Here is a 21,365-nt window from a genome sequence, read left to right as displayed (position 1 = left end):
CAGGCTGCGGCGCTTCTTTGGCTCGGCCGTGACATTGGTGGCGATGGATCGGCTGAACTGGTTCACGGATCAGGGACCCTTGCGCGGGTTCTTGGCCGGATCGAAACTCGCGACATTGGTGGCATGATGCGCTTCGTCGCCATCCGTTGTCCGCGGGTGATGATCGTCGCGTGAAAAATGCTCGTCATTCCGGTTTTCGGCCCGGTCCTCAGCTTCGTTTTCGCGTTGCGCACGCGTCTCGGCAGCCGTCAGCGCCACCTCTTCGGCTGTCGGAGCGTCGTTCACCTTCGCCTCTGCGGCCTTTTCCGAAATCGCCTTTTGCAACGCCAGCGTTTCCATCAGTTCGGCCACCGTCAGCCGCTCGGCAAAGGACATGCCTTCCTCCTGGCGGCGGATGGCGCCATGCACGACGGCGAGGATGAACACCATCACGCCGGGCAGAAGATCGATCGAGATGGCGCCGGCCCATGCGGGAATGAAGTCATAGGCATATTCCAGCACGGCCTCGGCCGGCGAAAGCGGCACGAAACGGCGTTCCGCCACCGGCGGACGCACCAGAATTTCGTCGGCAGCCTTGGCCAGCGCCTTCGATTGCGCCGTCACCGATGCCTTCACCGTCTCCATCACCTGGTTCTGGCGGTTGATGAGGTCGGGGGCTGCGCCATCCGGCACAGGCGCAATGAAGCCGAGCGACAGGTCGTCGGCGGCACGGCGGATAGAGGGGGCAACGGAGGTCTGCGAAAGCTGCGCCATCACATTGGTCAGCGCCACGGCTTCCGCCGAAAACTGGTCGGCGCGCGGTTCGATCGAACCCGGCGTCGAGAGGATGGTGCGCATCGTCTCCAGCCGCTTCTGGCCCTGTTCCACCAGTTCGCTCACCTGCTCTCGTGAGGCGTTGATATTGCCTTCCAGCGATTTCATCTGCGCCGACATCTGGGTCAGCAACTGCACGACGCTGCCGGAACCGGTCGTGCCGGTCAGTGAACCGGACTGGCGCTCAACAGCGGCCAGTTGCGAAAAGCGTTCGGAGGCACGCTGGATATCCGGCAGCAGGCTCTGCGCGGCCAGCGCATTCTGGTGGGCGCGGTCGAGATCGGCCGTATAGGCTTCCACCGACTGCGCCAGATGCCGCTCCACGGCAGCGGAGCCCGCAAGTGCTGCCGCGTTCAGCCAGCTCGACATGGCCATGATCATCGCGCAGCCCGCCGCCATCACGAACAGCAGGCCCGTGCGCCCGGTGCGGCTGGTCACATGCGGGTAGAACCGCATCATGTAGGACCAGAAGGCATAGATGCCGACCGAGACCGAGACGGAATAAATGATGGCGGCAAAGAACACCGCCGTCGGCGATCCGTCGAGGATCGTGCGTGCGCCGAGATAGGTGTAGACGCCGGAGGCGAGCGCCAGAACGGCCAGCGCAAAACGGGTCATGGTTTCGACGGCAGCGACGCCGTCTGTCAAGCGGTGCGAAGCGCCAAGCGCCATGAGGCCTCCAAGGCAAATGGTAAAGGAAAGTATTCCTTTAAGAAAGAATGAAGATAAGGGCGGAATGATGACTGTGCGTTGACGTTATCGTCAATGGTCATCGTAGTTTTTCTGGCGCGGCAGCAGGCTTTCGAGATTTGCGGTTAACGTGGAGCGTTGGCTTTTCAGCATGGCCAGCGCCAGCCGCGCCACCAGAGGTTCGCCCTCCAGCGGCCTGTAAGTCACGCCTTCGATCCGGATCTGCGCCAGTGATGCAGGAACGACCGATATGCCGAGATCGGCGGCGACAAGGTTCACCACTGCCGTCATCTGCGGCGCTTCCTGCCGCACGTTGAGTTCAAAGCCGGCGGCCCGGCATGCCACCACGATGTCGTTATAGAGACTTAAGCCCACCTGGCGCGGGAAGACGACAAAAGGTTCACCCGCCAGCGCCGAAAGTGGCAGTCGTCGATGCGCGGCCAGCCGGTGCTGCACGGGCAGCGCCACCAGCATCGGCTCATCCGGCAGACGGCGCAGCCGCACATCCTTCGGATCTTCCAGCCCGGGGCGAATGAAGACCGCATCCAGTTCACTGCGCATCAGCCGGTCCAGAAGCAGGTTGCTGTTCATTTCCGTAAGCGAGAGGTCCACATCAGGCCATGTGGCGCGAAAACGGCGGATCGTGCTGCTGACAGCGGGGGTAAATGCGGCGGAGGCTGTAAATCCCAGCATCAATCGCCCGGTTTCGCCGCGGCTTGCGCGCATCGCAGCCAGCTTGGCGCGTTCGGCCGCGGCCAGCGCTCCCTTTGCCTCCTGCAAAAATGCCGCACCCGCTGCCGTGAGTTCCGCCCCATGCGGCACCCGATGAAACAGCTGCACGCCGATCTCGTTCTCGAGATCGCGAATCTGCTGGCTGAGTGGCGGTTGGCCGATGCCGAGCGCCTGTGCGGCGCGGGTGAAATTTCTCGCCTCGGCAACGGCTAGAAAATAACGGATATGCCTTAATTCCATTCGTCAAGCTATCTGTAAAACCTATCAAGATCGATTGTATCATATATTGGACTAATGACGAGGGGAGGCGTAGATCGAATGACGGGAGGTATTTTGAAGGCAAGCAGACATGTTTCGCGTTGCGGAAAACACGCTCGATCAGCCCATCCCCCCACAGGCGCTTCAGCCCGCGCCAACGTTGCATCCTCCCAGTGAACCAGACTATCTGACCAAAGGCAGTTGCGCATACAAGCGCGCCAGCATCGCGCTGTTCCTGTCCGGTTTCGCCACCTTTTCACTGTTGTATTGCGTCCAGCCGCTGATGCCGCTGTTTTCGCATGATTTTGGTGTCACGCCGGCCGCAAGTTCGCTGTCCCTGTCGCTCTGCACCGGCTTTCTCGCCTTTTCCATCTTTCTGGCCGCGGCCATTTCCGAACAGTTCGGCCGCCGCAGCCTGATGTTCGCATCGCTGCTCGGCTCGGCCATCTGCACCATCATCTGTTCCATGGTGACGGACTGGAACCTGCTTCTGGTCATCCGCGCCCTGCAGGGGTTTCTGCTCGGCGGTGCGCCAGCCGTTGCCGTCGCCTATCTGGCGGAAGAGGTGGAGCCGCGCGGTCTCGGGGCTACGGTGGGGCTTTATATCGCAGGCACGGCCTTCGGTGGCATGTGCGGCCGTGTCGTCACTGGCACGCTGGTGGAAATGTTCACCTGGCGGCCGGCGCTTGCCATCATGGGTCTGCTCGGGCTCGCCGCCGCGATCGGCTTTTTCAGGCTGCTGCCGCCCTCGCGCCACTTTACCCCGCATCGCGGCTTCGATCCGAAATATCACCTGTCGGCATGGTTCGGCCACATGCGCAATCCGGCCCTGCCATGCCTGTTTGCCGTCAGCTTTCTGGTCATGGGCGCCTTCGTCACCAGCTACAATTATATCGGTTACCGGCTGGTCGCGGCCCCCTACAATCTCGGCCAGACGGCGCTCGGCATGATTTTTACCGTCTATGTTTTCGGCATCTTTGCGTCATGGGGCGCCGGCCGCCTGGGGGATCGCTTTGGTGCTTTCCGGGTCATGCCATTCAGCCTGCTGACGGCCGCCATCGGCTGCATGCTGACGCTGTTTTCGCCACTGCCGCTGATCATCGCCGGCATTGTGCTTCTGACGATCGGCTTTTTCATGAGCCATTCGCTGGCCAGTGCCCAAGTCGCAAAACTGGCCCGCGGCACCAAGGGCCACGCCTCGTCGCTTTACCTGCTCGCCTATTACATGGGCTCCAGCGTGGCCGGCACGGTCGGCGGCTTCTTTTTCGCGGCCGCCGGATGGCCTGCCATTGTAACATTCACCGTCGGCATGCTGGTCGTGGCCACCGTTTGCGGCCTGGGCGCAAAAATGCTGGCGGCGCGGTAGAGGCACGAAGGGCGCTCAACTCAGCCGGATATGCGGCACGCCCTTCTTTTCCGCCTCATCCAGCGCCTCGTCATAACCGGCATCGGCATAACGGATCACGCCGAGCGCCGTGTCGTTGGTCAGCGCATGGTCAAGCCTCTCGTCGGCCTCGGCGGTGCCATCAGCCACCACCGTTACGCCGCAGCTGGTCATGTAACCGGCATAACCGCCGCCGCCGGAATGCACGACCACGAGGTCCGCCATGGATGAACACAACATCATCGCGTCCAGCAGTGGCCAGTCGGCGATCGCGTCCGATCCGTCCTTCATCCGCTCGGTCATGATATTGGGATGCGCCATCGCTCCGGCATCGAGATGATCGCGGGAAAAGGCGATCGGTCCCGCCAATTCGCCAGCCGATACCAGTTCGTTCACCCGCCGTGCCAAGGCCGTTCGCTCGCCATGGCCCAGCCAGGCAATGCGGGCCGGCAGTCCTTCAAAGGGGATATTTTCACGCGCCAATCGCACCCAGTTGGTGATGATCCTGTTGTCGGGAAACATCTCGATCAGCAGATCGTCGATACGGGAAATATCGCTTGCCTCGCCGGACAGTGCCATCCAGCGAAAGGGCCCGATGGCACGGGCAAACAGCGGCCGCAGATAGGCTTCGGTGAAGATCGGGATATCGAAGGCGTTCGCCACGCCGCCTTCACGCGCCTGCGTACGGATCAGGTTGCCATTGTCGAACACTTCCGCACCGGCTTTTTGGAAATCCAGCATGGCCTGAACATGCTCGACGATCGAGGCGCGGCTTGCCGCCATCAACTGCCCCTGACCATCTTTGCGCAGGGTTTTGACGGTCGAAAGATCCATGCCCTTCGGCACATAACCGTAAACGAGGTCATGCGCGGAGGTCTGGTCCGTAACGATATCCGGCACGATGCCACGTCGATAAATCTCCGGGTAAAGCGCCGCCGCATTGCCGACGAGACCGACGGAGATCGCACGCTTGTCCTTCACCGCTGCATCGATCATCGCCAGCGCAGCATCGAGATCGGGCGCAATTTCGTCCAGATAACCGATCGCCTTGCGCTTAGTCGCGCGTTCGGGGTCAATATCGATGCACAGGATCGCCGCGCCCGCCATGCGCCCGGCCAGCGGCTGCGCACCACCCATGCCGCCCAAGCCCGCTGTCAGGATGAACCGCCCTGCCAGATCGCCGCCAAACCGTCGTTCTGCAATGCGCATGAAAATTTCATACGTGCCCTGAATGACGCCCTGGCTGCCGATATATTGCCAGGCTCCGGCCGTCAGCCCGCCCCAGCAGATCAGGCCCTTGCGTTCCAGCTCGTAAAAATATTCGGCCTTCGCCCATTGGCCGACGATATTGCAGTTGGCCATGATGACCAGCGGCGCCTTGGCATGGGTCTTCATCAGCCCCACCGGTTTGCCCGACTGGATCAGCAGCGTCTGGTCCTCGTCCATCGTCTTGAGTGTTTCGACGATAGCTCTATGGGATGCCCAGTTGCGCGCCGCCTTGCCGAGGGCGGCATAGACCACGAGATTGTCCGGGTCCTCGCCCACCGACAGCACGTTTTCCAGAAGCCGCAACAGTGTCTCCTGCCGCCAGCCTTTCGCGCGCAGCTCAGGTCCGCCGGGGATGGGGAAATCGGGATGACGCGGATTGGGTTTTGGCATGCGGATCTCCTCTGTCGTTCAATGCAACGGCCTTGCCGCCCGCGTTTAACGTCCCTTCAGCGCATATTTCGCAATCTCGATCCCCATCGCCTTTTCCACGTAAGGGTAAACTGTCGGATCGAGCACGCTGGAAGACAGCGGTAAGATCTCCATCGGTACATGCAGTACGAACACTTTCATGCCGACCGATAGCTGGCCCACACTCAATGGCTCGCCCTCGGCCGACAGCGTGGTGATGACGGAGGGAAAAGTGGCGACGCGGTTGCCGCCGGCATCCTCCACCGCCATATATTCGTTCATCACATGCAGCACCGACGCCTTGTCGCCGCTGCCGATGGTGATCGTGCCGATGTCGAAGGCTTCCGGGGTGTAAATCACGTCCTTGGCGGTAATTTCTCCCTCGGCAATGATCTCGCCACCGGTGGTCTTGCAGATCGCGTCGATCACCGCCGAACCACCACGCTTTTCCGCCTCGATGATCGCCTCGCCCAGCGTTAGCGCCAGCGAAATGCCGCCGAGCGCCGCATGATTGCGCACATAGGAGGCGCGCAACGGATTGCGGCAGGAGGCGATGAACCCGCCCGATTGATCGGCCGCTGTGCGCAACACCGGCGAAATCTTTGCCGTCGCACCCCGCACCACCAGTTCGATGTAACGGTGTTCCTCGCGGTTACCGCCGACGGCGGTCTGGATCATCGGCTCAGGCGAACCCGCCATACCGATCGAGCCCATGTCGCCGGTCGGGTGAGCGCGCACATCACCCACCGCATCCACCACCTTGGTGCCGAGTACGGCCGAGGGCAGCCAGGCATTCAGTGTCGAGGATTTGCCGTTCTGGCCGATGATCAAGCCGGACAGCTTTTCGCCCAGCGTCTCCTGCAAAATCTGCACGGCGCGGATATAATCGACACCGCGCATTTCCCAGGGCGTGGTCGAGGCGGGCGCGCCGATCGCGGCTGCCGTCGCTACCCAATCATCGTCCTTGAGTTCATCGATCGACACCAATTCCGGTCGGCCGACCGCGACAGCCGCATAACCCAGCATGCGGCCATGATCGGCCCAGCCACCACCACCCGCAGCATACACTGAGCCACCCTTCACCGCTGCCTCAACGTCCTTTTCGACCAGTATGCGTCCCATCGTGTCAGCTCTCCTCAGACAATCTCCGGTCCATTTCCTGCACGGCTTCAAACAGCACCGCCGTTCCAAGCGCGATATCGTCGGTTTCCGCCCATTCGTCGGCGGAATGACTGCGACCGTCCTTGCACGGTACAAAGATCATCGCGGCCGGCGCCACCTTGGCAATCCAGCCGGTATCGTGTCCGGCACCCGATGCCATGCGCCGATGGCTGATGCCGGATGCATCCGCTGCCTGTTCAAGGGTCTCCAGCAGCACGGTATCGCAGGGCGTGGCCACCACGTGCGAAATCCGCTCTGGCGTGGCGATCGCCACAGCCCAGCGTTCGGCTGTCTGCGCTGCGATCCGCTCCACCTGGGCACAGAACAGCTCCATGTCGCCCGGAAATTCCGCCCGTGCATCGATCAGCATACGCACGCGCGCGGGTACGACATTGGCGGCATTCGGCTCGATCGCGAATTCGCCGACCGTGGCGGTAAAATGTCCCGGCGTCCTTGAGAGTTCCAAACCCGTTTCGCGAATGGCCAGCACGATTTCCGAGGCTGCCACCAGTGCATCCTTGCGAAACGGCATCGTGGTCGTGCCGGCATGGTCGGCGCGGCCCTCGACCACGATTTCCACGCGGGTAATGCCGGATATCGCCGTCACCACGCCGATATTGATGCCTTCACGCTCCAGAACCGTGCCCTGTTCGATATGAAGCTCGAGAAAACCCTTGATGTCGTATCGAGCGGCGGCGGCATTCACGTCGCCACCCACCTCCGCAATGCCGGCGGCCAGGCTGCGGCCATCGGCCATGCGCTCCAGCCAGGCTTGCGGCCGCTGACCTGTCATGCCACGGCTACCTATGCAGGACACGCCGAACGGGCTCACTTCCTCTGCGAGGAAATCGACGATCTCCAGATCGTGGTCAAGTTCGATCCCCTTATCGGAAAGCGAGCGAGCCACTTCGAGCGCTGCGATCAGCCCGGCAATACCATCGAACCGTCCTCCTTCCGGCACGGTGTCGGAATGGGAGCCAAGCATCAGCGTGCCGCCGCCTTTTCTGCCGGGTCGGCGACCGATCAGATTGCCTGCATGGTCAATGCGTGTCGCGAGTCCTGCATCCTTCATTCGCCGTTCCACATAGGCGCGACCCTCAAGGAAAAGCGGCGAAAACGCACGGCGCGTCCACGGCCGTCCCGGTTCGGTAATGTCGGCCAGCGCCTCTATATCGGCTGCGATACGCGCGACATCGACCGGCAGATTGGAGGTCATTGAATATCCCCTTGCAATATGTGTCTCCCCGGCGGGCGGACGAAATGGCCACGCCCCGGTTCTGCCATCACATGGCCTTCGCGGGCCGCCAGCCTGCCGCGCAGATACGTAGCCTGCACCGTGTAGGGCAACCGGATCCCGTCATAGGGACTCCAGCCGACAACATTGTTGCCGCTTGCGGCCGCCTCATAAATCTTTGTTTCCGGCGTCAGCACCACGATATCTGCATCGCGCCCCACCGTCAGCGCGCCTTTCACATGGTCGATACGAAAATGCTTAGCCGGATTCTCGGCCATCAATTTTGCCGCCCAGTTGAGGGGGATGCCGCGCTCCAGCGCGCCTTTGACGAATAGCGGCACCATCACTTCCAGCCCCGGCACACCGGATGCGTTCTTCAGCATCTCGGGGTCGGTTTTGCGGTCCTGCGACCAACTGACGTGATCGGTGGATACCAGCCACACCTTGCCGTCGGCGACCTTGCGCCATAAGGCCTCCACCTCGGCTCGGGGCCGAATGGGTGGATTGATCTTGGCCTTGCCGCCAAGCCGCTTGACGTCGTTTTCCTCGTCGAGCGTCAGATAATGGATGCAGCATTCGACGGTTGCTTCAAAGCCGTCGCGGCGATAGGCAGCCGCGATGTCGTAACCGCGTCCCAGCGAGCAATGCACCACATGCGCCGGGCAGCCGGTTTGGGCGCCCGTCTCGAAGATCGTGTGCATGGCCAGAAGCTCGGTAATCGGCGGACGGGACAGCCCATGCGCGCGCCAGTCGCTGATGCCGCTGGCCTTGACGGTGCTCAGATAGGCCTGCACCGCCTCGTCATCCTCATTATGCACGCCGGCCGTCAATCCCGTCGGGGCAATGGCTTCAAAACAGGCATCGAGCAGGGCAGGGGGAATGCGCGGAAACCGTTTCGGGTCGGTACCGAAGGTGGAGAACTTGAAGGCGGCGACACCGGCCTGCACCATTTCAGCAATACGGACCGGACCTTCCTGCGGATCGATCGTACCGTAGAGCGCAAAATCCACTCGCGCCTGTTTCCCGGCATGTTCGATCTTGCGTTTCACCGCCTCCGCAGAGCAGACGAGATCGCCTTCGTCATACGGCATATCGACGATGGTGGTGACGCCGCCCGCCGCTGCTGAGCGAGTGGACCAGATAAAATCCTCCTGATCCTTCTGGGACAACGAGTGGACCTGCGCATCGATGGCGCCCGGCAGGATCAGGGCGCCATGGCCAAGCACATGCCGTTCATGCGCAGCCGGCGGCACGCCGATGCCGATCTGCGCAATTTTGCCGTCGCGCACGGCAACATAACCCTGGTCGACAACACGGTCCGGCAGAACCACCGTTCCCTGCAGCACGAGATCGAAATCCGCCATGGCCCTGCCTCCTGTCTGACCTGCCTGCCTGTTATGCCTGTCCTATGCGTCGTCTTTCATTTGCCTACTCGGCAGCCTGACTGCCAAAACCACCCAGCGCGAAAAATCCATCGATAGCATGGATCGGAGAGATGGCGATCAGCTCGGTCAGGAACTGTTCCGAGGCAAGATCCACCTCGATCGCTTCCACCTCGGACGAAAGCGGCCGGTCGATGGTGTAAAAATCCGCATGTCGACGCACCACGTCGTAAACCAGCTTTGCCGCACCACCGGGTTTGTCGCCGCAGATATCCATCGCCTGTGCCGCCAGCAGGGCCTCCAGCGCCGCCAGACGTTTCAGCGCCTGTGTCTGCCGTTCGAACCGTTCGATCACCAGTGGCAGAAACGCTGCCTCATCCTCCATGCCACCGGAAACGACGAGGGATTGCGCCGAAACCGGATTGGTCATCGACAAAACGCGCGAAAAAATCTCGCCGGCGAGTTTGATGATCGGCCCGAAACCGGTGGCGATGCGTCCGTGCGGCACGAGGTTGACTGGCAGGTCACGCCGCTGGCCGTTGCCGAGAAGCACACAGCGGTTGAAGGCATTGCGCGCCGCATGCGCCATGGTCAGCGAGGCAGATTCCAGAAGCACGGTCACGTCGAGCGGTAGCGAACCACCGGATGTCAGCACACGGCCATCAACGATGACGGGATTGTCGTCCGAGCGGCCGGTCGCGGCCAGCACCTTGTGTCCCGCCGTCACGACCGCCTCGAACACGGAGCCAAAAACCTGCGCGATCATGCGCAGGCTGAGCGGGTCCTGTACGTGCGTGGCGACTGGCCAATCCCGTCCGCCCTCGGCCCAGCCGTCGGAAGCATTGCACAGCCATTTGCCGATCATCTTTTCCCGTGGCGTACCCACATGGGTGACGGCCACCCACGGATCGCGCGAACCGCCCATGGCGGCCGATGCGGCCAGCCCCGTCGCCAGCATGGTGCGGATCGCACCGGCAGCGGCGCGCGTCGCTTCGGCGGCGGCAGCAAAACTCACGGAGTTGACGCTGAGTGAGGCGAGGCTGTCACGCGGCGCCATCTTGAACGGTTTTAGGCCCGCTTCCTCGAAAGCCTGTGCGGCGGGCAGTCGGCGACCTCTGTAATGCGCTTCGCCGACGCCGGTCAGCACCGCGCCGATCTGCCCCATCAGGCCGATATCGGCGCAGCCGATCGAGCCGGTGCGCCGCACGACCGGTATGACATCCGCCGCCAGAAGAGAAAGATAGGCCTCTACCAGATCGGTTGAGCAGCCGACATAACCGGTGAGCGCGGTATTGACGCGCAGCGCCATGGCATTACGCACGACAGAAATTGGAAAAGGTTCGCCGGTACCAAAATGGTGGGCGCGCACGAGGCCGAGATTAAAGGCGTCCAGTTCCTCCGGCGACCAGGCGACATCCTTCATGGCGCCGACGCCGGTGGTGGCGCCATAAACCGGAATGCCGTCTTCTATGGCTCTTTCCAGAACGGCGCGAGCGGCGCGCACGCGGTCGAGCCCTTCCGGCTCCGCCGTCACCTGCACAATCCCCTGGCCGATGCGGATCAGTTCGGGAAAACCGAGGGGCTGGCCGGTCAGTTCGATAATGGCTTGCGGGTCGCTAGCATCGGCTGCCGGCCCCTGTTTCAGGCTGTCGGTCATGTCATGCGCGCTTTCAGACGTCCGCATTCAGTCTCCCGTTGCCGTTTTCTTGTGCGCGGATCTTACCCGATCCGCAACCTGCGCAACCTTGTCCGGTTGCGACAGGCCATGTCGTTCTTTGCAGCGGCGTCAGGCTAGCATAATCGCGATCGCCACCAGAGCGATAGCGATCACCCACAAGGCCAGCCGTCCTGAACGCGTATGCCGCGCCTCGGCCTTGCCGATCGCCTCTGCCGTCTGGGTGTCGAAACGCAGGCCGTGTTCGCTCATCTGCAAAAGCTGGCCGTGGAATTTTTCGGTTTTGGCGGCAATTTCCGGCAGGGCTTCCGCCAGTTTTACCGCCGCCTGCATACCGTCCTTCAGGTCGGTCATGATCCGCTTGGGGCCAAGATTGTCACGGATCCACTGGCCGACGACCGGCTCCGATGCCTTCCACATGTTGAAGCGCGGGTTGAGCATGCGCGACACGCCTTCGACCACGACCATGGTCTTTTGCAGCATGATCAGCTCGGGCCGCGTTTCCATTTCAAAGAGGTCGGTCACCTCGAACAGCAGCGCCAGCAGGCGCGCCATGGAGATGGTTTCTGCCGGCTGCCCATGGATCGGCTCGCCGATCGCTCGGATCGCTTGGGCGAAGCTCGCGATATCATGGTGGCTCGGCACGTAACCGGCCTCGAAATGCACCTGCGCCACCCGCATGTAATCGCGGGTGATGAAACCGTAGAGGATTTCAGCAAGGAACCGCCGTTCCTTTTTGCCCAGGCGTCCGACAATGCCCATGTCGACGGCAACGATGATACCCTTGGGATCGACGAACAGATTGCCGGGATGCATGTCGGCATGGAAAAAGCCATCGCGCAGCGTATGGCGCAGAAAAGACTGGATCAGCGTTTCGGCCAGAAGATCGAGGTCGTGACCGGCAGCTTTCAGGCTCGCCACGTCCGACATTTTGACGCCGTCGATCCACTCCATGGTGATGACGTCGCGGCCGGTGCGTTCCCAATCCACGTTCGGCACGCGAAAACCGGGGTCATCCCTGGTGTTCTCGCCGATTTCCGAAAGCGCGGCCGCTTCTAGGCGCAGGTCCATTTCCAGCTTGGTGGTCTGTTCCAGCGTGCGCGTCACCTCGACCGGGCGCAGACGGCGCGAGGAGCGCATGAAACGCTCCTGCATATGGGCCACTAGATACATGCCCTCGATATCATTGGCAAAACGCTGGCGAACGCCGGGGCGCACGACCTTTACGGCGACCTTTTTGCCCGCCACTTCGGCCGGATGCACCTGCGCGATGGAGGCGGCGGCAATCGGCTCGCCGAAGGATGTGTAGAGATCATCGATCGGCCGGCCGAGCGAGGTCTCGATCTGCTCCTTGGCGATGGCCGTCGGGAAAAACGCCATCCGGTCCTGCAACAGCGCCAGATCGGCGGACCAGTCGACACCAACCACGTCCGGTCGCGTCGCCAGAAACTGGCCGATCTTGACGTAGGAGGGCCCAAGCCGCGAGACGGCGCGGGCCAGCCTTTCGGCACGGCTTTCCTTGATCGAGCGCGGTTTGACAAAAATGCGGGTCAGCGATTTGGCAAATGCCAGCATCGGCGGCATGCCCTGCGTCGGCAGAGCGGAGACCACGCCTTCGCGGACGAGAACCCAGCCGACGCGGGTCAGGCGGAAATAGGCGCCGATCGTGCTCATGCGTTGCCCTTACAGCTTCCAGCCGGAATGCAGGGCGGCAATGCCACCGGTGTAATTGGTGAATCCGACGCGCGAGAAACCGGCGGTGCGGATCATCGTCGCAAAGTTTTCCTGATTGGGGAATTTGCGGATCGATTCCACCAGATACTGGTAGGGCTCGGCATCACCGGTGATCATCCTGCCGAATTGCGGGATGGCCTTGAACGACCACTCTTCATACACCCGCTCCAGGAGCGGCAGGTCGACCTCCGAAAATTCCAGCACCAGCAGACGCCCGCCGCGCTTCAGGACGCGATAGGCTTCCGAAAGCGCCACATCGATGCGCGGCACGTTGCGGATGCCGAATGCGATTGTATAGGCATCGAAGGAATTGTTCTCGAAAGGCAGTTCTTCCGCATTGGCCTCGACGAAAGTCAGGTTGTCGGCCAGCTTCTTTTTGGCGGCGCGCTCGGCGCCCACGCCCAGCATCGAACCGTTGATGTCTAGAACCGTGCCCTTGGCCAGCTTGTCGGAAGCTTCCACGATGCGGAAGGCAATGTCGCCGGTGCCGCCGGCCACGTCCAGAAAGCGGTAATCCGGGTCCTTGCGCGGGTTGAGCGCATTGATCATGGCATCCTTCCAGATGCGGTGCATGCCGACCGACATGACGTCGTTCATCACGTCATAACGCTTGGCGACCTTATGGAAGACTTCGTTGACGAGTCCCTGCTTTTCGCCGGTACCCACCTCGCGAAAACCGTAGGAGGTTTCCATGCCGCCGTCTGCCTGGGTTCGGGTCTCAGCCATGGAAGTGTCCTCTTTCTTGTCCCGCATACGGGTCACGTGTCTGGTCGATCGGACCATGGTGAATGGCCTGTCCGCACACTATGTAATGGATCGCATGCGGTGTCTTTGTGCTTGGTCTATAGAGCAGTCCGCTGGACGTTGAAACAGGAAGTTAGGAAAGCCATGCCCGAATTGCCAGAGGTCGAAACCGTCCGTCGAGGCCTCTCGCCCGTGATGGAAGGTGCGACCGTGACGAAGCTGGAGCTTCGTCGCCCGGACCTGCGGTTTCCCTTTCCTGAAAACTTTGCGGATCGCGTATCGGGCCAACGTATCGCAGCCCTCGGCCGCCGTGCGAAATATCTGCTGATCGATCTCGATGACGGCGCCACCATCATCGCCCATCTCGGCATGTCCGGTTCCTTCCGTATAGAAGAAGGAGCAGGTGCCGAGTTGCCCGGCAATTTCCATCATGTCCGCTCGAAGGATGAAAAACACGATCACGTCATCTTCCACCTGCAAACGCCGACTGGCCCGATGCGCGTCATCTACAATGACCCCCGTCGTTTCGGCTTCATGCATCTGTGGGCGCGCTCTGAGCTCGATACCTATCCTGCCTTTGCCGAACTGGGGCCAGAGCCGACCGGCAATATTCTGGGTGCCGATCATCTGGCCAAAAAATTTGCCGGAAAGATCCAGCCGCTGAAAAGCGCGCTTCTCGACCAGAGCAATATCGCTGGTCTCGGCAATATCTATGTTTGCGAGGCCCTGTGGCGTTCACATCTTTCGCCGCTTCGGGCATCGGGCACGATTGTCACGCCGACCGGCAAACCGAAAAAGGAACTGGTAGCTTTGACGGATGCCATCCGCGCGGTCATTGCCGATGCCATCGCCGCCGGTGGCTCCTCACTCAGGGATCACATCCAGACCGATGGCACGCTCGGATATTTCCAGCATTCCTTCTCTGTCTATGACCGGGAAGGCCATGCGTGTCGGACACCGGATTGCCTAGGTACCGTGCATCGCGTCACCCAGGCCGGACGCTCGTCTTTTTATTGCCCAGAGTGCCAGAGGTGAAGTTCGGGCGGCCTGTCTGACGAAAAGACTCGTAATCCGGGCAAAACCGGTGAAATTGCGCGTTGACTGCTCAGCCCATTAAGGCTATACGCCGCTCCACAGTTGGGAAAGCCTGATCACGGCTTCCTCTATTGCTCCCGAATTGCTGAATGATGAGGTCGCAACGACCCGGCGCGGCGATGGTGGAGTTTTGGTTCGAATTCGTAGAGAGGCATGAGATGGCCAATACAACTTCGGCGAAAAAGGCGACCCGCAAGATCGCTCGCCGTACCGCAGTCAACAAGGCTCGTCGTTCGCGCGTCCGTGGCTTCATCCGCAAGGTCGAAGAAGCTATCGCAACGGGTGACGTCACGGTAGCCGCAGCAGCCCTCAAGGCCGCTCAGCCGGAAATCCAGCGCGCTGCCACCAAGGGCGTCATGCATGGCAATACCGCAGACCGCAAGGTCTCGCGTCTTGCCAAGCGCGTTAAGGCCCTGTCGGCCTAATCAGCGTTAAAGTCGCTGTCATGAATGAAGCCTGGTCGTTGACCGGGCTTTTTCGCGTTCGCGCTATGCGAGAATCGTTGTCCGGCTTATTTGATGAATTGATAACAAGTCAGTGACATAAAAATTCGTTGAAAATCAAATGCTTATGGAAGGAAAGGTTGCATTCCATCAATTTTGAGGGTGGGCAAACTGTCCGATTTTGAGTCAAGCGAATTTTTATTTTTTCGCTTCTGGCGCGTCCAGTAATCCCATCATTTTTGAATCCCGTTGATTCAAAAGAGATTCTCGAACAAGGGTTTAAATCGATGCCGACTAGACCAAAAGAGTCAACGGGCCGCGTTTAATTTTGCGTAAAATTCGCTGTTGATCTTGGCATGTGATCCTGCCTAAATGGCTCTCAACAAGAGGCGCGGGGAATTGTCGGGAACACTGACAAACGCCAAGTATAGAGTGGGCACAAAGACTCTCTAGACTCTTGTGACGGAAAGTTCAGTTTCCGTTTTTTCATATAACCAACGGTTGTGTACCGAAAATCCTTATGGATTCCGGCGCGGTTGGGTATTGCCGAATGAGTGGGGCCGTTTGCCGGCCCCATGCAGAGAATGTCAGGCGTTCCATGACGAGGATGGGGTGCCGCGGTTGCGTTGCGTATCGACGTGATCTGGAGCCGGGGAAAGAGGGCTCCTGGTAAGCCGCGATCGGGTTTTAGACCCAGCGGGGCATTAAATAATTGATGCGAGACGCAAGCCTCTGACGAGGAGAGGCAGGCCGATCGCAATTTAACGAGTTCGACCTGGCGGTCCGAAAGTACGGCCGCCGGGCGTGAGTAATATTGGAAGGCGGCACAGCAATGCAGATGAACACGGCTCCGATCCGGGCTTTTGGCGAAAGCGATACCGTACCGCAGGCGTTGGATTCAGTTTGCTCCCAGGCGGCAGGGGAAAAATCTGAAATGCATCACGATGCTCTTTTCGAGCGGTTCAGCGCGCGCCTGAAGGCGCAGGTTGGCCTTGAAGTCTACACAAGCTGGTTCGGACGTCTCAAGATTCATTCCGTCTCCAAAAGCGTTGTCCGGCTGAGCGTGCCGACAACCTTTCTGAAGTCGTGGATCAACAACCGTTATCTCGATCTCATCACCACCATCATGCAGGCCGAGGATTCCGAAATCCTCAAGGTCGAAATCCTGGTGCGCACCGCTGGCCGCCCGGCTCGTTCAGGCGCTGAAGAGCGTCCGTCGACGACCGAAGCCGCACCGGCTGCACAGCCGGCTCGTCGCCAGCCTCCGCGTGAAATCGGTCAGATCGCCTCGTTTCCGGCGCCCGTTCAGGCTGCCACGTCCGCTACGCAGCGCCAGCCATCTGCCGGTGGCCCGCTGTTCGGTTCGCCGCTCGATAGCCGTTATACGTTCGACACGTTCGTTGAAGGCCCGTCCAACCGCGTGGCTCTTGCCGCCGCCCGCACCATTGCGGATGCCGGTGCCAATGCCGTGCGTTTCAATCCGCTGTTCATCCATTCCGGCGTCGGCCTCGGCAAGACCCACCTTCTGCAGGCGATTGCCAATGCCGCCGTCAACAGCGACCGCAATCCGCGCGTCGTTTACCTGACGGCCGAATATTTCATGTGGCGTTTCGCCACTGCCATCCGCGACAACGATGCCCTGACGCTCAAGGAGTCGCTGCGCAATATCGATCTCCTGATCATCGACGACATGCAGTTCCTGCAGGGCAAGATGATCCAGAACGAATTCTGCCACTTGCTCAACATGCTGCTCGACAGCGCCAAACAGGTGGTCGTTGCCGCCGACCGTGCGCCTTGGGAGCTTGAATCGCTCGATACCCGCGTCCGCTCGCGTCTGCAGGGCGGCGTCAACATCGAGATGGAAACGCCCGATTACGAGATGCGCTTCGAAATGCTCAAGCGCCGCCTCGAAATCTCGCGTCAGGATGATCCGTCGCTGGATATTCCGGATGAGATCCTCAGCCACGTTGCCCGCAACGTTGCCAATAGCGGTCGAGAAATCGAGGGTGCGTTCAACCAGTTGATCTTCCGCCGCTCGTTCGAGCCTTCTCTGTCGCTGGAGCGCGTCGATGAACTGCTGGCCCATCTGGTCGGCACCGGCGAAGCCAAGCGCGTCCGCATCGAGGATATCCAGCGTATCGTTGCCCGCCATTACAACGTCTCGCGCCAGGAACTGGTGTCGAACCGCCGTACCCGCGTCATCGTCAAGCCGCGCCAGATCGCTATGTATCTGGCAAAAACACTGACGCCGCGGTCCTTCCCGGAAATCGGCCGTCGTTTCGGTGGCCGCGACCACACCACGGTTCTGCACGCCGTGCGCAAGATCGAGGATCTGATCGGCGGCGACACCAAACTCGGTCAGGAGATCGAACTCCTGAAGCGCCTGATCAACGACAACAACGCCTGATCAATCGCCGTCTTGTCACGTTTCGATGGCTCGCTCCGCATCGCGCAGGGCGAGCCATAAATGCGTGATCGGGATGAACAGCACCATACCGCTCAGGAATGGCAGTAGCGGCCATAGTTTGGGATCGCTGAAACCCATGGCGACCGAAGCACCTAGGGTGAAAACCAGAGCCGGCGCCGCCAAGGCCAAGCCAAGCCGAAATTCACGGGCGTACCCGCGCAATCTGGTCCGTGATCCAAACACGTAGACGATCGACAGTCTGAAAAACTTGAACATGGCCGCAAGACCGCTCAGGCATATCAGCATGCCGGCCGCCGGAAGAAGGCCGATATGGCCCTCGGCTGCGGGAGAAATGCTGATGACGCCAAAGGCAACCGCGCCCACAAGCGCCAGCGGAGCCATCATAATCAGCAGCGGCAATGCCAGAACGGTGAATTCAACCACATAGGCAAGGCGGAGCAGACGGCTGTTTCGCAATATCATGCGACCTGCTCCCCATCGCTCGATGCTGCTTGCTTTCGTATCTCGCTCAGCCGGCGCCAATTGCGGGCGGCATAACGATGCGCTTGTGCCAGCGCTACCCATAAACCGATCTGTCGTACCGGCCAGAACCAGCCTGCGGCGCCAAACTCCGTCAGCCTCTCCACCTTTGTCCGCCCATCTTCCAGTTGCGTGAGAGTAAATTCGTCTTCCAGGCGTCCCACCCAGTTGCGGCACCACACCGTGCTGGCAATCATCCGGTAGCGCAGGCGCCGATTTTCCTCGAAAATCACGATACGCTGATCGATCGTGCCGCGATCGGTTGTGCACTGGCGGGTTTTTCCGAGTGCGCCTTCGCCCTCCAGAACCTTGCAACTGACGGGCTTGGGTATGCCGAAGTAAAACAGCAATGGCCGGCTGTCATCCATGCGGGCCTGCAGAAAATTGGGCCAGATATGCTGCGGCTCACTGTCAAAAATCCACTGCGATCGGATCTGCATGACGTCTCTCCTTGGTTATTCATTTAGGTAATCGTCTAATTGTTTTTCTGTCAACAGTTAATTGATTGCCTAAATGACTTATGGTAGAGAGAGGCATGTCGATGCAGATCATTTTCGAGGCGCTCGCCTCGCCGGTGCGCCGGAAAATCCTCGCTTATGTCGCCCATCACGAGATGAATGCGGGCGATATCGCCGCGCGTTTCGACATGTCGAAACCGTCGATCTCGCAGCATCTGCAATTGCTGGAACATGCAGGGCTGATCACCAGCGAAAAGCGCGGCAAGTTCGTCTATTACAGGCAAGTGCCCGATACACTGGCCTTGACGCTGACCGGTTTCGTGCAGGATGTCTGCCCGATCGGCGGTCCGCTCCGTCGCGAAAGCGCCGAACTGGCGCGCAAGGCCAAGGCGGACGAGACGGAAAAATCGACTGTATAGGGTGAGACCCGGAAAGCCGGCGATCCCTGCTTGACCAAGGCCGATTCCGAGGCGCATGTCTTGTCAAAACAAGAATGCCTGAGGGGCTAAAAATGTTTCTGATTTCCGTTGCCACCATCTGGGCGGTGGCCTGCATCACGCCGGGTCCCAGCACATTGCTAGTCATGCGATATGCACTCACCGCGCCACGCCAGGTCGCCGTCGTGGCAGCCGCCGGCACCATAACCGGCACATTTTTATGGGGTCTTGCCGGCTGGCTCGGCATCAATGCGCTTTTTCAGGCTGCTCCCTTCGCCTATCTGGCACTGAAAATCGTCGGCGGGCTTTATCTGGTTTATCTCGGTATCAAGATCCTTCGCGATCTGCGTCGCTCCGGTCCGGTCGCCGAGTTGGGGGATCGCAAGATCGACGTGCCGCTGAAAACCGCCTATCGCATGGGCGTGGCCACCAATCTCGCCAATCCCAAATCGGCTCTGTTCGTGGCATCCCTGTTTGCCGCCACAATGCCGGTCGGCACGCCGTTCTTTTATGGTCTCGCCGCCATTGCTGTGATGATTGCGATCGCGACGCTCTATTATACCTGCCTTGTCGGGCTCATCACCCATCCGCGTGTTGCCGCCGGTTATCTGAAGGCCAAAAAGAAGATCGATCTCGGCGTCGGCATGGTGTTTCTGGGTTTCGGCACGAAGCTGATGTTGTCGCGATAGGAGAGGGGCATGGTTTTGCCGCAGGATCCCACCACCCGGTTCTACGCGGAAAACGCCAGTACCTACGCCGAACACGCGAATGCGCCCAGCCGCGAACGTCTCGATCCGTTTCTCGCCCGCCTGACACAAGGCGCCAGAATTCTGGAGCTCGGTTGCGGCAATGGCCGCGACAGCGCGGAAATGCTGTCCCGCGGGTTTCGCGTCACGCCCACCGATGGCATTGCCGAGATTGCCGCCGAAGCCTCCCGCCGCTTGAAAATGCCTGTCTCGGTCCTGCCCTTCAGCGAGATCACTGCCGTTTCGGCGTTTGATGGCATCTGGGCCAATGCCTGTCTTTTGCATGTGCCACGGGTTGATCTGGGGGCGGTACTTTCCCGTATCCACCGTGCGCTTCGCCAGGGCGGCGTCTTTTATGCCAGTTTCAAGGGCGGCGAGGCGGAGGGGCATGATGCGCTCGGGCGTTATTATAACTACCCATCCATGCCTTGGCTGATGATGCTCGGCGAAACCCTGCCATGGTCCTATCTCGCCGTGGATATGACCCATGGCGGCGCTTATGATGGTCAGCCGACAGACTGGCTGCATCTGCTGGCCGTGAAAGCCTGAAACCTGTGCCTCAAAAGGCCAGATCGGCCACCACAGCATCCAATATCAGCATGCCGGAAGGCGTGCAGCGCAGTCTTGAATTGCCGATGCGTTCGATAAACCCGTGTTCCAGTAAAGTCTGCTCGCGCTCCGGATTGGGGTCGCGGCCGGAAAGCTGGCTCCAGCGGGCAAGATCGACACCCTCGGTCAGGCGCAGACCCATCAGCAGCAACTCGTCGGCCATTTCATCAAAGCCGAGCTGTTCCTGCTCCACCATGCCGTGGCCATGGGCCTCCACGAGGTCCAGCCACGCGTCCGGTTTGCGCTCGGTGGCGGTGGCGATCTTGAAGGAACCGCGTGACAGGCGGCCATGCGCGCCGGGGCCAATGCCAGCATAATCGCCGTAACGCCAATAGGTCAGGTTATGGCGGCTTTCCGCGCCCGGTACGGCGTGGTTCGACACCTCGTAGGCCGGCATGCCGAAACGCGCGGTAATCTCCTGCGTCGCCTCGTAAAGATCGGCGGATTGGTCGCCGTCCGGCACGATCAGCTTGCCGGCCTTGTGCAGGCCGTAGAAGGGTGTGCCTTCCTCGATCGTCAGCTGGTAGAGCGACAGATGGTCGACGGCAAAGTCGATCGCCTGATGTAGCTCGGCTTCCCATTCGGCAACCGTCTGTTTCGGGCGGGCATAGATAAGGTCGAAGGACATGCGCGGAAAAATGTCGCGTGCCAGCTTGATCGCCTTCAGCGCGTCGTCCACGTCATGCAGGCGGCCGAGAAATTTCAGGTCGCGATCGTTGAGAGCCTGCACACCCAGCGACACGCGGTTAACGCCACCGGCGCGATACCCACGAAAACGTTCTGCTTCCACGCTGGAAGGGTTGGCTTCCATGGTGATCTCGATGCCATCGGGCATGTGCCAGTGTTTGGCAATACCGTCGAGAATGGCGGACACCGTGTTCGGATGCATCAGCGACGGCGTGCCGCCGCCAAGGAACACGCTTGTTACGGTTTTTGGGCCGCTCATCTGCCGCATCCATGCCATCTCCTTCAGGAAGGCGGCGGTGAACCGTTCCTGATCGACGGGCTGGTGGCGGACATGGCTGTTGAAGTCGCAATAAGGACACTTGGCAGCACAGAACGGCCAATGCACATAGACCCCGAAACCGGGCTCACCGGTATCGGGCAGAAGTTTGGCATGGCGGTCGAGTACGGTGTCCATGAGGT

19 protein-coding genes are annotated in these 21,365 nt (G+C 60.5%); 7 read left to right on the top strand and 12 right to left on the bottom strand.

Features of this window, described 5'->3' with window-relative positions:
• Window positions 1-69: 69 nt before the first annotated feature.
• Together ACRQ1B_RS10590 and ACRQ1B_RS10585 are read right to left on the bottom strand one after the other, a co-directional pair.
• On the bottom strand, window positions 70-1,485 hold the full coding sequence (locus tag ACRQ1B_RS10590; RefSeq protein WP_432293524.1) for a hypothetical protein: 1,416 nt from the start codon (window positions 1,483-1,485) through the stop codon (window positions 70-72).
• 90 nt (window positions 1,486-1,575) lie between these two features.
• Window positions 1,576-2,475, bottom strand: a complete 900-nt coding sequence (locus tag ACRQ1B_RS10585; RefSeq protein WP_432293523.1) for a LysR family transcriptional regulator — start codon at window positions 2,473-2,475, stop codon at window positions 1,576-1,578.
• Window positions 2,476-2,584: 109 nt separating this feature from the next.
• On the opposite strand from ACRQ1B_RS10585, the gene ACRQ1B_RS10580 reads away from it, so the two are divergent.
• Window positions 2,585-3,859: an MFS transporter gene (locus tag ACRQ1B_RS10580; protein ID WP_432293522.1), complete on the top strand. Its 1,275-nt coding sequence runs from the start codon at window positions 2,585-2,587 to the stop codon at window positions 3,857-3,859.
• A gap of 15 nt (window positions 3,860-3,874) precedes the next feature.
• Here the strand turns inward: ACRQ1B_RS10580 and ertB are convergent, their stop codons facing one another.
• The 7 genes from ertB to ubiE form a co-directional block, all read right to left on the bottom strand.
• Entirely contained in the window at window positions 3,875-5,536 is a 1,662-nt protein-coding gene (gene ertB / locus ACRQ1B_RS10575; protein WP_432293521.1) for a thiourocanate hydratase, read from the bottom strand.
• A 45-nt stretch (window positions 5,537-5,581) separates the two neighbouring features.
• On the bottom strand, window positions 5,582-6,676 hold the full coding sequence (gene ertC / locus ACRQ1B_RS10570) for a thiohydantoin desulfurase (protein WP_432293519.1): 1,095 nt from the start codon (window positions 6,674-6,676) through the stop codon (window positions 5,582-5,584).
• A 4-nt stretch (window positions 6,677-6,680) separates the two neighbouring features.
• Window positions 6,681-7,931: a Zn-dependent hydrolase gene (locus ACRQ1B_RS10565; protein ID WP_432293518.1), complete on the bottom strand. Its 1,251-nt coding sequence runs from the start codon at window positions 7,929-7,931 to the stop codon at window positions 6,681-6,683.
• Window positions 7,928-9,313: a hydantoin-5-propionate amidohydrolase gene (gene ertD, locus ACRQ1B_RS10560; RefSeq protein WP_432293517.1), complete on the bottom strand. Its 1,386-nt coding sequence runs from the start codon at window positions 9,311-9,313 to the stop codon at window positions 7,928-7,930. The genes ACRQ1B_RS10565 and ertD overlap by 4 nt, the downstream gene beginning before the upstream one ends.
• A 64-nt stretch (window positions 9,314-9,377) precedes the next feature.
• On the bottom strand, window positions 9,378-10,988 hold the full coding sequence (locus ACRQ1B_RS10555) for an aromatic amino acid ammonia-lyase (RefSeq protein ID WP_432293866.1): 1,611 nt from the start codon (window positions 10,986-10,988) through the stop codon (window positions 9,378-9,380).
• Between the two features lie 129 nt (window positions 10,989-11,117).
• Entirely contained in the window at window positions 11,118-12,680 is a 1,563-nt protein-coding gene (ubiB, locus tag ACRQ1B_RS10550; RefSeq protein WP_432293516.1) for a 2-polyprenylphenol 6-hydroxylase, read from the bottom strand.
• Window positions 12,681-12,689: 9 nt separating this feature from the next.
• Window positions 12,690-13,466, bottom strand: a complete 777-nt coding sequence (gene ubiE / locus ACRQ1B_RS10545; RefSeq protein WP_432293515.1) for a bifunctional demethylmenaquinone methyltransferase/2-methoxy-6-polyprenyl-1,4-benzoquinol methylase UbiE — start codon at window positions 13,464-13,466, stop codon at window positions 12,690-12,692.
• 162 nt (window positions 13,467-13,628) lie between these two features.
• On the opposite strand from ubiE, the gene mutM reads away from it, so the two are divergent.
• From mutM to dnaA, 3 genes are all read left to right on the top strand, one after another.
• On the top strand, window positions 13,629-14,519 hold the full coding sequence (gene mutM / locus ACRQ1B_RS10540) for a bifunctional DNA-formamidopyrimidine glycosylase/DNA-(apurinic or apyrimidinic site) lyase (RefSeq protein WP_432293514.1): 891 nt from the start codon (window positions 13,629-13,631) through the stop codon (window positions 14,517-14,519).
• Between the two features lie 218 nt (window positions 14,520-14,737).
• Entirely contained in the window at window positions 14,738-15,004 is a 267-nt protein-coding gene (rpsT, locus tag ACRQ1B_RS10535) for a 30S ribosomal protein S20 (RefSeq protein WP_306837853.1), read from the top strand.
• 850 nt (window positions 15,005-15,854) lie between these two features.
• Window positions 15,855-17,429, top strand: a complete 1,575-nt coding sequence (dnaA, locus tag ACRQ1B_RS10530; protein WP_432293513.1) for a chromosomal replication initiator protein DnaA — start codon at window positions 15,855-15,857, stop codon at window positions 17,427-17,429.
• Between the two features lie 15 nt (window positions 17,430-17,444).
• Here the strand turns inward: dnaA and ACRQ1B_RS10525 are convergent, their stop codons facing one another.
• Together ACRQ1B_RS10525 and ACRQ1B_RS10520 are read right to left on the bottom strand one after the other, a co-directional pair.
• Entirely contained in the window at window positions 17,445-17,912 is a 468-nt protein-coding gene (locus ACRQ1B_RS10525; protein ID WP_432293512.1) for a hypothetical protein, read from the bottom strand.
• The gene (locus ACRQ1B_RS10520) at window positions 17,909-18,409 is read right to left on the bottom strand and encodes an SRPBCC family protein (RefSeq protein WP_432293511.1); all 501 of its coding nucleotides are present in this window, start codon (window positions 18,407-18,409) and stop codon (window positions 17,909-17,911) included. The genes ACRQ1B_RS10525 and ACRQ1B_RS10520 overlap by 4 nt, the downstream gene beginning before the upstream one ends.
• Before the next feature lie 101 nt (window positions 18,410-18,510).
• On the opposite strand from ACRQ1B_RS10520, the gene ACRQ1B_RS10515 reads away from it, so the two are divergent.
• The 3 genes from ACRQ1B_RS10515 to ACRQ1B_RS10505 all read left to right on the top strand — a co-directional run bounded on the left by ACRQ1B_RS10515 (window position 18,511) and on the right by ACRQ1B_RS10505 (window position 20,159).
• Window positions 18,511-18,846, top strand: coding sequence for a metalloregulator ArsR/SmtB family transcription factor (locus ACRQ1B_RS10515; protein ID WP_432293865.1), 336 nt, complete (start codon window positions 18,511-18,513; stop codon window positions 18,844-18,846).
• Between the two features lie 92 nt (window positions 18,847-18,938).
• Window positions 18,939-19,553, top strand: coding sequence for a LysE family translocator (locus ACRQ1B_RS10510; protein WP_432293510.1), 615 nt, complete (start codon window positions 18,939-18,941; stop codon window positions 19,551-19,553).
• Between the two features lie 15 nt (window positions 19,554-19,568).
• Window positions 19,569-20,159 carry a class I SAM-dependent methyltransferase gene (locus ACRQ1B_RS10505; protein WP_432293864.1) on the top strand — a complete coding sequence of 197 codons (591 nt, stop codon included), beginning with the start codon at window positions 19,569-19,571 and terminating at the stop codon, window positions 20,157-20,159.
• 10 nt (window positions 20,160-20,169) lie between these two features.
• Here ACRQ1B_RS10505 and hemW read toward each other — a convergent pair whose 3' ends face one another.
• Window positions 20,170-21,360, bottom strand: a complete 1,191-nt coding sequence (gene hemW, locus ACRQ1B_RS10500; RefSeq protein WP_432293509.1) for a radical SAM family heme chaperone HemW — start codon at window positions 21,358-21,360, stop codon at window positions 20,170-20,172.
• Window positions 21,361-21,365: the final 5 nt, after the last annotated feature.

The organism is Endobacterium panacihumi (genome assembly GCF_050847465.1).
In the GTDB taxonomy this organism is placed as follows: domain Bacteria; phylum Pseudomonadota; class Alphaproteobacteria; order Rhizobiales; family Rhizobiaceae; genus Neorhizobium; species Neorhizobium panacihumi.
This window is presented reverse-complemented; position numbering and strand designations above follow the sequence as displayed.